Raw genomic sequence first — 12,340 nt, 5'->3', positions numbered from 1 at the left:
GAACGTCACCGCGGACGCTGAGGCAATGCCCGCGGCGGAGGCGGAGCGGTTCCGTACGCCGAACCGGCTGCACTGGTGTCTGCGGCCGACGTCCAGCGGTCATGAGCTGCGGTGGCGGATCGACTGCAGCCTGCTCTGTACGCACGGGCACGTGGTGGACCACCAGTGTCCGCCGGGAACGCCGCCCGGGCGCCGGCCGGAGGGAACGCTGTGGTGATCCCGTCAGGCCTTCGATTCGTCGGCCGGGACGCGAGTCTCGCCCAGGGCCTCAAGAGCGCGCTCGTAGAACTCCATGGAGACCAGGGCCGCTACGCGCTTGCCGCGGCTGGTCAGCACGGTGACCTCGTCGCCATAGCGGGCGCGGCCGATCGCGTCGGCGAACGCGTTGCGTACGTCCGCGATGCGTGCCTCGTGTTCAACCTTCGTCGCGCTCATGGCGGGAGTGTACCTGAGCGCGCTCATGTACATCACGTACATAAGCGCTATGATGTACGTGGTTCGGGGCACCGGAAACGGCCGCCCGAAACGCGCGGTCTGCCCTGCCCTGCACCCCAGAACCACCACCGATAGGAGCACCACCCCCATGCCTTGGGTCCGCTTCGACGACCGGTTCCCCTCGAACCGAAAAGTCCGACTCCTGTCGGACAGCGCGTTCCGCCTCTACGTCTCCGCGATCTGCTGGTCGGCCGAAAACCTCACCGACGGCGTCGTCAAGACGAAGGAACTGCGACTCGTAGCCGACGTGAAGAACGCGTCTAAGCGCGCTCAAGAGCTCGTCGACAGTGGACTTTGGGTGCCCGTTTCCGGAACGGGTTGGCGCATCCACGACTACCACGAGTACCAGCCCACGGCCGAGCAGGTACGCGCCGACCGTGAAGCCAAAACCGCACGTCAAAAGCGGTGGCGGGACAAGAAGCGCAGCGACGACACCTCGCAGGACGAGGACCCCGAGGAGGGCGATGTAGACGCGTCTACACCACCGTCTCGCGACGCGTCGAAAGACGCTGCCCCGCGCACGCGCGTCCCCGGCCCGGCCCGGCCCGGCCCGACCCGTACCTCTAGGGGGGCTGATGTGTGTGCCCCCCGTACCGGTAGTACGAGCCACCGCGCCGACAAGGCGCACACACCCATCCCCGCCACCTTCGAGCCCAGCAGCGACTCCCTCGCCTGGGCCGAGCGCGAAGGCCACCTCGAACGCCTCGGCGGGCGAACCGCCCTCGCCGCCGTCACCGCCGCCTTCGTCGACTGGCACACCGCCAAGGCCACCCTCGCCGCCGACCCTGACGCCCTCTGGCGCAAGTGGGTCCGCGAACAGCGCACCACGCCCGCCGCCGCAGACACCACGGTCGTGCCCTTCCCCGGCAGCCCGGCCGCCAGCAGGACCACCCAGCAACGCGCCGCCCTCGCCGCCGCCCGCGAAATCCACCGCCAGAAGGGGATGATCCAGTGACCCTCGATGACGTCTACGACCTCTTCGACCGCATCGCCCTCGTCGACGACCGCATCGTCCGCCCCAACCCCGCCGACGCCGCCGGCCAAGCCGAAATGTGGGCCGTCATCCTCCACGACGTCCCCCTGCCCTTCGCCGCCCACGCAGTCGTGCACCACTACCAGCGCTCGCCCTACCCGCTGCGCCCCGCCGACATCGCCGAGCAGTGGCGTCAGCACATCCGCGACCGCCTGGAGCGGCACACCGAGTCCGAGCCGCCGATCGGCGACACCGGCGACGGCACCTACCGGGCCGCCCTCCTCGCCGAACGCCAAGCCGTCGCCCGCGGAGACCTCGAACCCCGCCCTGTGCCCCCACTGCGCGCTCTGGCTGCCGGCATGGACTCCGCGCCCGGGCGGGGCCGCGCCATCGTCGCCGCCATCGGCGGAGTCCCCGAGCCCCGCGACGGCAACGCCAACCCCCGCGCGATCCGCTGCCCCCGCTGCGGCGCCGACCCTGGCCGCAGCTGCACCACCGCCGGCCGACGCCGCGCCGACGTCCACCCCGCCCGCCGCGAAGCCGCCCACCGCGCCGCCTCCGGGCTCCCGCCCGTCAGCGACGAGGAGGTGCAGGCCGAGATCCAGCGGCGCCTCGACGCCTCCCGGGCTGCGCTCGCTGCCCTCCCGCCCGGCACCGTCACCAAGCCATCCGACACCTGAAAGGCCATCGATGTCCCTCGCCACTTACCGGCGCATCTGGTGCGACGGCCCTGGCTCCGGCGCCCTGTGCGGCGCGTCCTTCGGCCTCTCCCTGCCGGGCGAGACCGGCACTGAACTCCGCCGCCGGGCAACGGCCGAAGGCTGGCGTCAGGTGACCGGCAAGGACCTCTGCCCCGACTTCGGTCAGAGGTCCCCGAGGAGGTCCCCGTGACCGCCAGCCCCGCGCACCCCGAGCACGCCATCCCCTGCCCCTGGTGCGGAGCCTCACCCGGCAACCGCTGCACCGGCCAACGCGGCGGACGGATCAAACCCATCAGCCACGACGCCCGCATCAACGCCTGGAACAACCGACCGCCTACCCGGGAGCCACAACCGTGACCGAACACCTGCTCAACACCGAAGCCGCGCAACTCGTGCACTACACCGACCCCCGCGTCCGACAACTCGCCGAAGCGCGATGGCGCCTCCAGACCGGCGGCACCCGAAGCGACTGGCTGAGCCTCGGCAAAAACAACCCCGAAGCGCTCATTGAGGAAGCCCGCAACTGGCTGCGCGCCGCCGTGGCGCTCGGACTGCTGCCACCACCCGCCGCCCAGTAACCCGCCGCCCGAACAGGAACCCTCGCCATGGCCAAGACACCCCGCACCCCCGACGAAGTCACCCACTCCCGCCACGTCGGCCAGAACGTCCGCCGCCTACGCACCGAAAGCGGCTGGACCCAATCCGACCTCGCCGTACGCACCCTCACCGCCTCCCACCCCCTCGGCCTGAACCAGATCAGCGCCATCGAACGGGGATACTCCACCCACTCCACCGCCCTCCGCTCCGTCAGCGTCGACGAGCTCCTCACCCTCGCTACCGCCCTCCGAGTCACCCCCGCCACCCTCCTCGGAGAACCGGGCTGCCCCACCTGCGAGGACAGCCCGCCCCGTGGCTTCACCTGCAACACCTGCGGCAAGGACAGGCCGGTGCACTCATGACCGACCGCATCCACCTCGACGACCTCAACAGCCAGCAACTCGACGAGCTCTACGACCAGCTCGACACCCTCCGCGCCGACCACGCCGAGGACACCCGCACCCTCACCGAGATGCGCGCCTCCCTCCAGCGCACCCGCGCCCAGCTCTCCGCCGCCTGGGACATCGCCCACCGCCTCTACGGCGCCATCGACCACCCCGCCGTCATCGAGCTCGCCGAACTCCTCGGCCTCGACGGATGACCGCTGGCCGCCGGCCCGCTCTCATCACCACCCGGCCAACCGTTGGCCACACCAACTACTTCGCTCAGGAGCACGCCATGCGCCACCACCAGACCCAGACCCACGCCCTCGCCGGCATCGCCGCCACCATGGCCGGCTTCGCCGCCTACGCCCACGTCATCCGCCAGCCCGCCCTCACCGCCGCCTACGTGCTCGCCGCGCTGGCCCTGGCGCACGCCGCCCGCCGCGAGCACTGCCGCGGCATCGAAGCGAAGCAGGAGGCCCGGGCGGCGCGGCGTACGGACATCGAACGGCGGGCCTCGCGGCCGGAGGGGCCGACGTGGTGCTGCGTGACGGGGCACGTCACGGAGGACCGGGAGCACGCGGACGAGTGCGAGCGCGGGCGGACGCGGAGCAGGTGGTGACGGAGGCCGGGGGCTCAACGGGCCCGTGAAGGCATCTGCGTGGCCACGTGGCGCACGAACAGGCGTTGCGGGCACTCGGGGCCGACCAGCCCCCGCAGCGCCCCTCACGGGCGCTCGTGGGCCCCCGGCATGCCGCCCCACCTCGCGGGCCATATCCGCCTCGTCCATCCCCAGCCCGGTCAAAGCGCTCTGACCTCGCATCACCCGAACTCCAGGAGCCTGTAGTGCCCGAGATCCGCCTCACCTGCATCAGCCCCGAATCAGCCGCGGCCGTCGTCAAGGAGGTCACCCGCCCCACCCACCGCGGCAATGTCGCCCACACCGTCCGCCAGGACGGCACGCACGTGGTCATCGGCTACTACGACTGGCGCTGGCCCAGGGACGTCGCGAAGTGGGCGCACGAGAACGGCCACGCCCACGAGGTCGACGTTGCCCGCGTGATCGCGGGGGTGCAGTGATGCCGATCCGCCCCGAGAACCGCGGCCGGTACCCGGCTGACTGGGCGGAGATCAGCCGCCGCATCCGCTTCGAGCGCGCCGGCGGCCGGTGCGAGTGCTTCGGCGAGTGCGGCCGCGGCACCCACGACGGCCGGTGCCCGAACATCCACGGCAAGCTGGCGTACGGCACTGGCTCGGACGTGGTGCTCACGACGGCGCACTTGGACCACACGCCGGAGAACTGCGACCCGGCCAATCTCCGTGCCATGTGCAACGGCTGTCATCTGCACTACGACCGCGACCACCACCGTCAGACCGCCGCCTCCACCCGCCGAGCCGCCTTCGAAGCGGCCGGTCAACTCGCTCTCGCGGAGCCGGACTGATGCTCGCTCTGATCGGCTTCATAGCCCTCTTCTGCCTCTGGACCAGCGTCCTCGTCACCCCGCCCGACCGCCGGCGCCTGTCCGGCCGACCCAAGAAGGAAGCCCGCCGATGACCCGTAGCCCCCAGATCGTTACTGAAGAGCGCCGCATCAAGATCGCGGTCACCGACGTCCCCGACCTGCCCAACAAATTCGGACCGACCATGGCCCCTGCCACCGTCGAGATCACCTACTGGTGGCGGCACCCCGACCACCGAGACGACTGGCACGAGCCCGGAGCCTTCAAGGTGAGCGTGACGGGCCCGAGGCGGCTGAAGTCCGGAGGCGTTGGCAAGCAGGAGATCACCCGCGAACTGTGGAACGACCGCCGCCCGGAGTGGGTGAAGGAGCTCGCCGCTGCGTACCTGCCGGAGGGCTGGGACCGATGACCACCTCTCCGAATGCGTGCTGCTACTGCGGCATTGAGAAGCGCGAGCACCTCCAGCGGTGGAAGCCCCTGGTGGGCTGGCACCAGTGGACGCCGCCGACGCAGGAGCAGATCAAGGCCCGCATGATCACCCGCCGCGCCGAGAAGGACGCCTGATGGCCCGCTCCATCGGCATGGCCGCCGACGCCACCGTCTACCGCGCCGTGATCACCATCCAGCACCGCGACGGCAAGACGACCACCACCTACGAAGGCCCGTACGGATCCAGCGGCGCAGCCCGCGCCCGGGTGTCCTTCTGGAGGCGCTACCTCGCTGACTTCGACCCCGACACCTTGGAGCCGACCGGCAGCAGCCGCGCAAGCGGCTACGTCGAGCAGGGCACGGTCAACTGGCAGCGCGTAGAGGGGAGCTCCTGATGCCCGCCCGGATCCAGCGCCAACGCACGCCAGGATGGCGCGCCCCCGAGGAAGCCGTGTACGTCGGCCGCCCTGGTCGCTGGGCGAATCCGTGGATCACCACTCAGACGCCCCGGGGTACCGGATGGGTCGTGGCCTGGGCCGGAAGCCGTGGCCAGTCGCCTCACGTGCTTGTCACGGAGATCCCCGCCAGTAGCCAGAGGGACGCCCGCGCGCTGGCCGTCGAGCTGTACGAGACCTGGCTTCATCACCAGCCACGTCTCTTCGACCAGGTGACGGAAGTCCTGGCCGGCCGGGATCTCACGTGCTGGTGCCCGCTCCCGAAGCCCGGCGAGCCGGATTACTGCCACGGCACCGTACTCCTCCAGCTCGCCAACCGCTGAACGCTCCTCGCCCGGCCGCCGCGTGCGGCCGGGCCCTACTGAAGGACGCCGATGACCGACACCAGCCCGGCCTCCGACCTCAACAAAGTGCTGCGCATCGTCGCCACCTGGTACAGCGACGTGAACGACGGCTACGGCTTCGACGCTGGCGACCTCGTCTGGAACCTGGAGAAAGCCGGCTACCCGCTGCCGGACGTCCCGGAGGGCGAGGAGACCGACGATGCGTGACCTGCCCGAAGCCACCGTCCAGCCCACCCGCTATGTGGTCTCCTGCCTGCCCGAGGACCACGTCGACCGCCACCTCTTCGAGATCAAGGTCGAGTACCGCGCCGGCCGATGGGCCATCACGCGACACGGACGCTGCCTGGGATCAGACGGCGAATGGGACTACGACGTCAACGCCTACGACCAGACCGACGCCTGGATCGAGGCGCACCGCCACGACATCGACACCGCCCTCCGTCTGGCGAAGAGGGCCGCCGCCTGCATCACCGTCAACGGCGTCTCCGTGAAATCCGTACTGGCCCGAGAGACCCGCCGGTGACCACGCTGGAGACCGCGGCCGCGATAGCCGGCGGCCTCACCCAGCTCTCCACCCTGCTCCTGGCATCCCGCGTCGGCCGCGGCACCCGAGCAGCACCCCGCCGGAGACGACCGTGACCACGCCGACCCGCGAGCAGCTCCTCGCCGCACTCGACCAAGCCACCGTCCGCGGCCGGCTCACCCAGGCCGAGGCGGTGCTGCTCCGGGTCGGCATCGAGCACCTGACCGCCGACCTCACCGCCCTACGCCGACAGGTCGGCGGCCTCCAGACCGCACTCCACACAGCACGCCGCGAGCGAGACGCGGCACGTACCGAACTCCATCGACACCAGGCAATCGAAAGGAACGAGCCATGACTGACCAGCCCAACCTCGACGAACTCGCCCGCATGCGCGCCGACCTGAGCACGGCCCTCATGACCATGGCCGAGCAGCTCGCGCCGCTCTTCGACGCTGCCGACGGCATGCGCGCCGAACTCGCCACCCGTGGCTACTCGCCAGAGTCCGCCGAGCAGGTCGCCACCGTCTGGCTCTGCACCGCCATGACCACCATGGGAGGCACCCAGTGATCCCCCGGCTCTTCGTTCTCCAGCGCGACCACGACGTCACCGGTGTCTCCGGCACCGGCATCGTCGCCGACGGCGTCCAGTGGCCCGACGGCGCAGTCACCATCCGGTGGCGCGGCCTCCGGCCCTCCACGGTCCATTGGAACGGGATCTCCGACGCCGATGCGGTCCACGGACACGGGGGCGCCACCCGCATCATCTGGACGGACACCACCCGGACAACCCCGGACACCGGCTCACCCACCGGCGCCCTGACCAGCGCGGACACTGTCCGGACACCACTAGACCCCCTCGCGGACCAGTTCCTCGGCCTGATCCGGGAGTCCGTCGGCGACGCCTTCGAACACAGGGTCCTCGGCGAAGGATTCGATCCCGCCGGACCGAACCGCATGACCGGACTCGGCGGACTCCTGGAGAGCCAGGAAGGTGAGTAGGCCCGGCCGGCGGTGCCCGTCATGGCACTGGCGCCGCCTCCGTCCCGGTGGTTACCGCTACGGGCGCCATTCCTCGCGGTAGTCCGGATGATCGGCATACGGCAGGGCGAGCAGGCGCAGCGTCAAGCACGGCGTCGGCTCCGACCACCGGAACCACTCACGGTTGCCGTCAGCGTCCTCGGCGAAAAACTCCGGCTGCGCGCACACGGCGCATTCCGGGAACTCGCCTTCGCCCTGGTGCAGGTCGACGAGGCGTCTCTTGGCCTCGACCTCGGCCAGGACGCACGCGGGCTGGTGGCGAACGATGTGCTCGGCCACGGCGACCCTGCACTCGTACTCGGCTGGTATGCGGCGGCAGTCAGCGATCGGGACACCGTGCGGGTAGTCGTCGGTGGCGTCCGAGTGGACGCCGGCCACGCCCTCCCGATGAATCCACGGCGTACCGAGCGCAGCACGGGCGGCATGCTCGTCCTCGTCGAGGCGGGCGCGGACGAACGCCGCGAGATCCCTGGTCACGCTCGGCTCCGTGGTGGCCGGCCACCCTTCCGGGAGCGTCGCTCAGCCAACTCACGCTCGGCGGCCTCCAGGTCGGCGAGGTCTTGGTCGTTGCCATGTTCGCGGACGCGGCTGCGCATGTGGTCGAGGAGGTCGCCTGTGCGGTCGGTGTCGAGTCGTTCGCAGATGCGTCCGTAGGCGTTCCAGAGCGGGTCAGGGACACGGATCGGTCGGGGGGTGGTGTGCCGGGCGGGGGTGGTCTTAGGGGCCTCGCTCATCGTCCCTCCATCGCTGTTTCCGTGTAGTTACAGAGAATCTTCTCACGCCACTTGTGTATCTACATGGTTCCCCGATACTGTGTAGATACACGGTAAGTCGAAGCCCGAGGAGGCCCCGATGACGCACACCCAGCCCCTCCGCCTCACCCCTGACTCCGAGATCACCGAGATCGTCGCCTTCATCGCCGCGACCGTGTCCAAGTCCCTTGCGAGGAACGGCAAGCCCGGACACGACCTCGACACCGTCATGCACCGCATGACCACCGACGCGGTCCTCTCCCGGATCCGCCTCGCCTACCTCGCCCGCATCAACGACGGCCAGGACCCCAGGACCGCGGTCACCAAGACCGGCCAGGACCTGATCCGCGAGTACGTCCGCCACTTCAACTTCTGACTCCTCCCAGCCCCGCCCGCACCGGGCGGGGCCTCACAACCGCACAGTGCAACCAGGGGGAACCGATGAACCGCACCGCCATCCGCCGCACCATCACCGCCGCCCGCACCACCACCCAGCACCTCGCCTACCGCACCCTCTCCGGCCGCATCGCTCACCTCGTCGACACCGGCCACCTCGTCCGCACCGGCGACATCCTCGACCGCCTCGGCGCCGACAACCTCCTCGACGGACAGCGCTCCTGGTACGGACGCCACGTCGCCAAGGCCTACCGCACCACCCACCTCGGCGCCGATGCCATCCGCGTCTGGACCCAGCACCGCACCACCGGCCACTGGATCCACGTCCACGTCTACGCACCCACCGACCCCGCCCTGTACACCGCCCTCGGTACGTACAAAGCCACCCGCCACCTCGCCACCACCGACTTCGCGGAGTGCGCATAGACCAACTACACGGCGCAGCACACGGCCCAGACCAGCAACGCGAGCAGCAAGGAGAAGCCGATGACCAGCCAGCAGCGCACCGCCGCAGACCTCCCCGCGGGTACCCGCGTCATGTCCTCCGAGGGGCGACTGGGGACCGTCAACGGGTACGACATCGGACGCGTCACCGACACCGATCACCCGAATTGCGGCCGCGAGTACGTCGGCGTGACTTGGGACGCGGTCGAGGGCGACAAGGGCTGCAACCGGCGCGGCCGCCCCTTCGTCGACGAGCTGACGATCAACGCCCCGCCGGAGAGCCCTCGCGTCGGTGAGCGAGTCACGTACAAGGTCGGACGCCGCACGGTGAACGCCACGGTCGTCTGGCCCATGAACGAGGCTGGGCAGGGACAGGTGGGCGTCGTGGCCGATGGAGATCCGACCGGAAGCGTCCGCCCCATTGCACCCGTCCTGCTTACCGTGCAGGCGCCGGACGTTGACAGCCTGCACGCCGCTGCCCTCTACGAAAACCAGCTGCGCGTCGAGTACGACGAGCAGGGTCCTGCTGATGCGGGCTGCCCGCAGTGCGCCGCTCCAGCGAAGGGGTGCCGGATCCCCGAGCACCGGCAGGGTTGCCCCTGGAACGACCCGCACTACCGGGCCATCTGAGTATCCCCGCCCGGCGGCTCACCGGCCGCCGGGCCCCTCACCCCTCTGGAGGATCGATGCGACTGTCCTGGCCCCACCTGACCTGGCGGAAGGCCACCTGGCCGGACCGCACCTTCTACGCGCAAACCAACACCTGCAAGTACCAGATCACACATGACGGCCGCTCGTGGCGCCTCCGAGCCTGGAGCAACAACGACTTCACCCCCATCGACAGCCCGGACGGTCGATCGCTCGCGCAGCTCCAGCAGATCGCCGACGACCACGCCGCCGCGCACACCAGCCCTGACCGACACCCGACCCGACCACCCGCCAGGGAGACGCGATGACGACCACCACCGACGGCCTGACCGTGAGCGAGGACGACGCCTGCCAGTCCGGCCTCTGTGCCGAGTCCGAGGACTGCACCGCCTGCGACGGCAGCGGAGAAGACCCCGACGGGTACGGCAAGTGCTGGACCTGCGACGGCGAAGGCATGATCACGCCCGAGCACTGCTGCGCCTGCGGCGGCTCCCCCTACTGCAACTGCTGCCGGGCCTGCGGCGCCGAGTGCATCGGCTCGTGCACCTGCCCCGTCACCGTCACCCTCGCCGACGGCACGACCAAGACCCTGCCGCCCGCGGACGAGGAGGACCACGAGGAGCCCGACTTCCGCGACGACGAGCCCGACCCCGAGCCCCCGGACGGCTACTACGACAGGGCCCCCGAGCCCGTCAGCGGCTACTCCACCGAACCGCCTTTCTGAGATGCCCGCCGGCCCGCCCACACCAGGCGGGCCGGCCTTCCCCGAGGAGCCTCACGTGACCGAGATCCCCCTCACCGACGAGCAACTCGCCGCCGCGCGCCGCATCATCGCCGACGAACTCCGCCGCGCCCCGCTGCCAGCCTTCCCCGAGCGAGAGTGCGCCTCGCTCGTCACCGCGACCGTGCAGTCCATCCTCGTCCGACTGGCGCGCGTCGGCCCGCAGTCGGACTTCTGGCGGCCTGCCTAACGGGCTCTAAAGGGCCCTTGGGGTCGACCGGGGCCACAACCGCCTCTCGAACCGGGTGGAGGGATCCAGTTCCCTGGTTCCGACCTGATCCGGCACCCCAAGGGCCACGTGAGAACGGTAGCGGCCCGGCAGCCTGGACGCTGCGGATCAGCCTTCAGCCGGAAGACGGCGGCCGAAGCGGGCCGCCAACTCGGCCGCCACGCCCGCCTCGGCCTCACCACTGGCACCCCACGCCTGGAACAGCTCAACGACGGCCCGCAACTCGCCCAGCGTCGTCAGCGGCTGCCGCTCGCACTCGTCCTCGATCAGCGCCCACAGACGCTCGTCCCCACCCACGACGCGACAACGGCCGCGCAGCCCAGCAGGTAACGGCGAGGAGCGCCGCCCTTGCCGATCTCGACAGCAGCAAGCCCCCGCCTCGGTGAAGCGGGGGCTGCTCAAGTTCTACTGCGCGGGCTGGCCGCTTCCCGGACAGGTTTCCCGGCTGTCCTGCGGCTGATGCTGCGCCACTGGCTCACCAGGCTCCGCTCCCACGATCTGATAGCACACGGGGCACGTTCCTGCACACTGCCCCGGGTCGAACCGCTGGCCTCGCATACGACTCCCATCGGACGCCCATTGGAGGACACCGATGATGAGGCCGCGGAAGATCGACCGCTAGACCGCCTCAGGCAGGTCGAACTTTGTGCCGGGACGCTCCCCGGAGCGGAGAGCGAATTCGTACACACAGAAGATCTTGGAACCGTTATGGAATCGCACGCCGAATCCCGGGTGTAGGGCGGGCGTCTCAGAGGTTGAGTACCCCGACGCCTCCGCGACCTCAGCGTTGCCGGCGTTGAGGATCGCAGCCACCAGGTACTGCTCCGACGCCCGGACATTGATCTTCCCGCCCTGGACCAGCTCGGGCCACGGCACTTCGGCCGGCACCTCACCCTCGACAGGGGGGGCCTCCGGCTCACTCATCTTCTCCCCGGGCGCCATGGTGTAGGTGATCGCGTGCCAGATCTGCGCACCGGTCGTGAACTCGATCTTGACGCCGAAGGGGCGTCTCGCGCCCTCATTCCACGGCTCCACCGTCCGGACGTCCGGGGCCTGGGCGAGCGCCTTCACGGCGAACTGCTGGAAGCGTTCGGGTCGCATTTGTGATCATTTCCTTCCGTCGCAGCCGCCCAGTCTAGGGACGATCGCGCTCCGATTCGTGGCGCTGGCGCAATATCCCTCGCGAGGCGGGATTGCCCGGGTTCAGTCAGCCGAAGGCCGCGCCCGAGGCTTGCGCGGTTGCCGGTCCGGCCCGCGGCCCTTCACCTGGCGGGCCTGGAAGAAGTCCAGGAACGGGCCCGTCGCCATGGCCTGGGCATTGGCGATCTTTTGATAGTCGTGCGGGCGCCCCGGCCCGAAGGGCCATTCGGGATCCGTATTGGCGATCTTGCGAACCCCCTCCCGGGTCATGCTCTCGACAATCCCCAGCTGTACCAGCAGTTCAGCGCCAGTCCTGAAAGTCACCATCGGGGGGAGCTCCCTCCTGTCGTCCTGACTTTCGGGCATGGCAATCATCCTCCACTAGTTGGCAGTCTGCAAACAAGTCGCTATGGTGGAGACCACAGCACAAAGCCCCGGTCCGTGGTCGCACACGAAACCGGGGCTGCTGAAACGGCGGCGCCCAGTGGTCGCACACCAGGCACCGCCTCAACCCCGGCTCCGCGGTCGCACGCGGGGCCGGGCCAGTCACCCC

General features: G+C 70.1%; 31 protein-coding genes. 25 read left to right on the top strand and 6 right to left on the bottom strand.

The features are described 5' to 3' along the window. Positions 1-222: 222 nt before the first annotated feature. Positions 223-435, bottom strand: coding sequence for a type II toxin-antitoxin system prevent-host-death family antitoxin (locus tag ACOTKD_RS28460; RefSeq protein WP_424891839.1), 213 nt, complete (start codon positions 433-435; stop codon positions 223-225). Between the two features lie 148 nt (positions 436-583). On the opposite strand from ACOTKD_RS28460, the gene ACOTKD_RS28455 reads away from it, so the two are divergent. The 19 genes from ACOTKD_RS28455 (at position 584) to ACOTKD_RS28365 (ending at position 7,358) form a co-directional block, all read left to right on the top strand. Beyond that, positions 584-1,450, top strand: a complete 867-nt coding sequence (locus ACOTKD_RS28455) for a hypothetical protein (RefSeq protein ID WP_424891838.1) — start codon at positions 584-586, stop codon at positions 1,448-1,450. Continuing rightward, positions 1,447-2,148 carry a zinc finger domain-containing protein gene (locus ACOTKD_RS28450; protein ID WP_424891837.1) on the top strand — a complete coding sequence of 234 codons (702 nt, stop codon included), beginning with the start codon at positions 1,447-1,449 and terminating at the stop codon, positions 2,146-2,148. The genes ACOTKD_RS28455 and ACOTKD_RS28450 overlap by 4 nt, the downstream gene beginning before the upstream one ends. Positions 2,149-2,158: 10 nt before the next feature. Beyond that, positions 2,159-2,359 carry a hypothetical protein gene (locus ACOTKD_RS28445; RefSeq protein ID WP_424891922.1) on the top strand — a complete coding sequence of 67 codons (201 nt, stop codon included), beginning with the start codon at positions 2,159-2,161 and terminating at the stop codon, positions 2,357-2,359. Then, the gene (locus ACOTKD_RS28440) at positions 2,356-2,526 is read left to right on the top strand and encodes a zinc finger domain-containing protein (protein ID WP_424891836.1); all 171 of its coding nucleotides are present in this window, start codon (positions 2,356-2,358) and stop codon (positions 2,524-2,526) included. Before ACOTKD_RS28445 ends, ACOTKD_RS28440 begins: the two co-directional genes overlap by 4 nt. Continuing rightward, on the top strand, positions 2,523-2,747 hold the full coding sequence (locus ACOTKD_RS28435; protein WP_424891835.1) for a hypothetical protein: 225 nt from the start codon (positions 2,523-2,525) through the stop codon (positions 2,745-2,747). The genes ACOTKD_RS28440 and ACOTKD_RS28435 overlap by 4 nt, the downstream gene beginning before the upstream one ends. Positions 2,748-2,774: 27 nt before the next feature. Continuing rightward, a complete protein-coding gene (locus ACOTKD_RS28430; RefSeq protein ID WP_424891834.1) occupies positions 2,775-3,128 on the top strand; it encodes a helix-turn-helix domain-containing protein in 354 nt (117 codons plus the stop codon). Then, positions 3,125-3,367 (top strand): hypothetical protein, encoded by a 243-nt coding sequence (locus tag ACOTKD_RS28425; RefSeq protein ID WP_424891833.1) that lies wholly within the window; start codon positions 3,125-3,127, stop codon positions 3,365-3,367. The genes ACOTKD_RS28430 and ACOTKD_RS28425 overlap by 4 nt, the downstream gene beginning before the upstream one ends. 77 nt (positions 3,368-3,444) lie before the next feature. Continuing rightward, complete coding sequence (locus ACOTKD_RS28420) at positions 3,445-3,771, top strand: hypothetical protein (protein ID WP_424891832.1); 327 nt, start codon at positions 3,445-3,447, stop codon at positions 3,769-3,771. Between the two features lie 224 nt (positions 3,772-3,995). Then, complete coding sequence (locus ACOTKD_RS28415; protein WP_424891831.1) at positions 3,996-4,229, top strand: hypothetical protein; 234 nt, start codon at positions 3,996-3,998, stop codon at positions 4,227-4,229. Next, positions 4,229-4,591, top strand: coding sequence for a hypothetical protein (locus ACOTKD_RS28410; RefSeq protein WP_424891830.1), 363 nt, complete (start codon positions 4,229-4,231; stop codon positions 4,589-4,591). The genes ACOTKD_RS28415 and ACOTKD_RS28410 overlap by 1 nt, the downstream gene beginning before the upstream one ends. Before the next feature lie 109 nt (positions 4,592-4,700). Continuing rightward, the gene (locus ACOTKD_RS28405; protein WP_424891829.1) at positions 4,701-5,018 is read left to right on the top strand and encodes a hypothetical protein; all 318 of its coding nucleotides are present in this window, start codon (positions 4,701-4,703) and stop codon (positions 5,016-5,018) included. Continuing rightward, entirely contained in the window at positions 5,015-5,173 is a 159-nt protein-coding gene (locus tag ACOTKD_RS28400) for a hypothetical protein (RefSeq protein WP_424891828.1), read from the top strand. Before ACOTKD_RS28405 ends, ACOTKD_RS28400 begins: the two co-directional genes overlap by 4 nt. Further along, positions 5,173-5,433: a hypothetical protein gene (locus tag ACOTKD_RS28395; protein WP_424891827.1), complete on the top strand. Its 261-nt coding sequence runs from the start codon at positions 5,173-5,175 to the stop codon at positions 5,431-5,433. The genes ACOTKD_RS28400 and ACOTKD_RS28395 overlap by 1 nt, the downstream gene beginning before the upstream one ends. Beyond that, on the top strand, positions 5,433-5,816 hold the full coding sequence (locus tag ACOTKD_RS28390; RefSeq protein WP_424891826.1) for a DUF4326 domain-containing protein: 384 nt from the start codon (positions 5,433-5,435) through the stop codon (positions 5,814-5,816). Before ACOTKD_RS28395 ends, ACOTKD_RS28390 begins: the two co-directional genes overlap by 1 nt. 51 nt (positions 5,817-5,867) lie before the next feature. Next, positions 5,868-6,044, top strand: a complete 177-nt coding sequence (locus ACOTKD_RS28385) for a hypothetical protein (RefSeq protein ID WP_424891825.1) — start codon at positions 5,868-5,870, stop codon at positions 6,042-6,044. Further along, complete coding sequence (locus tag ACOTKD_RS28380; protein WP_424891824.1) at positions 6,037-6,360, top strand: hypothetical protein; 324 nt, start codon at positions 6,037-6,039, stop codon at positions 6,358-6,360. The genes ACOTKD_RS28385 and ACOTKD_RS28380 overlap by 8 nt, the downstream gene beginning before the upstream one ends. A gap of 112 nt (positions 6,361-6,472) precedes the next feature. Then, positions 6,473-6,715, top strand: a complete 243-nt coding sequence (locus ACOTKD_RS28375) for a hypothetical protein (protein ID WP_424891823.1) — start codon at positions 6,473-6,475, stop codon at positions 6,713-6,715. Then, positions 6,712-6,927 carry a hypothetical protein gene (locus ACOTKD_RS28370; RefSeq protein WP_424891822.1) on the top strand — a complete coding sequence of 72 codons (216 nt, stop codon included), beginning with the start codon at positions 6,712-6,714 and terminating at the stop codon, positions 6,925-6,927. Before ACOTKD_RS28375 ends, ACOTKD_RS28370 begins: the two co-directional genes overlap by 4 nt. Next, the gene (locus ACOTKD_RS28365) at positions 6,924-7,358 is read left to right on the top strand and encodes a hypothetical protein (RefSeq protein ID WP_424891821.1); all 435 of its coding nucleotides are present in this window, start codon (positions 6,924-6,926) and stop codon (positions 7,356-7,358) included. Before ACOTKD_RS28370 ends, ACOTKD_RS28365 begins: the two co-directional genes overlap by 4 nt. A 57-nt stretch (positions 7,359-7,415) precedes the next feature. On the opposite strand, the gene ACOTKD_RS28360 is transcribed toward ACOTKD_RS28365, so the two are convergent. Both ACOTKD_RS28360 and ACOTKD_RS28355 read right to left on the bottom strand, forming a co-directional pair. Continuing rightward, on the bottom strand, positions 7,416-7,874 hold the full coding sequence (locus tag ACOTKD_RS28360; RefSeq protein WP_424891820.1) for a DUF6221 family protein: 459 nt from the start codon (positions 7,872-7,874) through the stop codon (positions 7,416-7,418). Further along, entirely contained in the window at positions 7,871-8,131 is a 261-nt protein-coding gene (locus tag ACOTKD_RS28355) for a hypothetical protein (RefSeq protein WP_424891819.1), read from the bottom strand. Before ACOTKD_RS28355 ends, ACOTKD_RS28360 begins: the two co-directional genes overlap by 4 nt. A 118-nt stretch (positions 8,132-8,249) precedes the next feature. Between ACOTKD_RS28355 and ACOTKD_RS28350 the strand changes: the two genes are divergently transcribed. From ACOTKD_RS28350 to ACOTKD_RS28325, 6 genes are all read left to right on the top strand, one after another. Beyond that, a complete protein-coding gene (locus ACOTKD_RS28350) occupies positions 8,250-8,525 on the top strand; it encodes a hypothetical protein (RefSeq protein ID WP_424891818.1) in 276 nt (91 codons plus the stop codon). A 65-nt stretch (positions 8,526-8,590) separates the two neighbouring features. After that, a complete protein-coding gene (locus ACOTKD_RS28345) occupies positions 8,591-8,971 on the top strand; it encodes a hypothetical protein (RefSeq protein WP_424891817.1) in 381 nt (126 codons plus the stop codon). Positions 8,972-9,031: 60 nt separating this feature from the next. Further along, the gene (locus tag ACOTKD_RS28340) at positions 9,032-9,619 is read left to right on the top strand and encodes a hypothetical protein (protein WP_424891816.1); all 588 of its coding nucleotides are present in this window, start codon (positions 9,032-9,034) and stop codon (positions 9,617-9,619) included. A gap of 56 nt (positions 9,620-9,675) precedes the next feature. After that, complete coding sequence (locus ACOTKD_RS28335) at positions 9,676-9,945, top strand: hypothetical protein (protein WP_424891815.1); 270 nt, start codon at positions 9,676-9,678, stop codon at positions 9,943-9,945. Beyond that, entirely contained in the window at positions 9,942-10,361 is a 420-nt protein-coding gene (locus tag ACOTKD_RS28330; RefSeq protein WP_424891814.1) for a hypothetical protein, read from the top strand. Before ACOTKD_RS28335 ends, ACOTKD_RS28330 begins: the two co-directional genes overlap by 4 nt. Positions 10,362-10,416: 55 nt before the next feature. Beyond that, entirely contained in the window at positions 10,417-10,608 is a 192-nt protein-coding gene (locus ACOTKD_RS28325; RefSeq protein ID WP_424891813.1) for a hypothetical protein, read from the top strand. 147 nt (positions 10,609-10,755) lie between these two features. Here ACOTKD_RS28325 and ACOTKD_RS28320 read toward each other — a convergent pair whose 3' ends face one another. From ACOTKD_RS28320 to ACOTKD_RS28310, 3 genes are all read right to left on the bottom strand, one after another. Beyond that, positions 10,756-10,944 carry a hypothetical protein gene (locus tag ACOTKD_RS28320; RefSeq protein ID WP_424891812.1) on the bottom strand — a complete coding sequence of 63 codons (189 nt, stop codon included), beginning with the start codon at positions 10,942-10,944 and terminating at the stop codon, positions 10,756-10,758. A 321-nt stretch (positions 10,945-11,265) separates the two neighbouring features. Further along, on the bottom strand, positions 11,266-11,748 hold the full coding sequence (locus ACOTKD_RS28315) for a hypothetical protein (protein WP_424891811.1): 483 nt from the start codon (positions 11,746-11,748) through the stop codon (positions 11,266-11,268). A 102-nt stretch (positions 11,749-11,850) separates the two neighbouring features. Continuing rightward, entirely contained in the window at positions 11,851-12,114 is a 264-nt protein-coding gene (locus ACOTKD_RS28310) for a hypothetical protein (protein ID WP_424891810.1), read from the bottom strand. Positions 12,115-12,340 lie beyond the last annotated feature (226 nt).

Origin of the sequence: Streptomyces sp. XH2, assembly GCF_049725035.1 — a bacterium.
Taxonomy (GTDB): domain Bacteria; phylum Actinomycetota; class Actinomycetes; order Streptomycetales; family Streptomycetaceae; genus Streptomyces; species Streptomyces roseoverticillatus.
The sequence above is the reverse complement of the archived record's forward strand: the minus strand, read 5'-3'. Positions and strand labels throughout refer to the sequence as shown.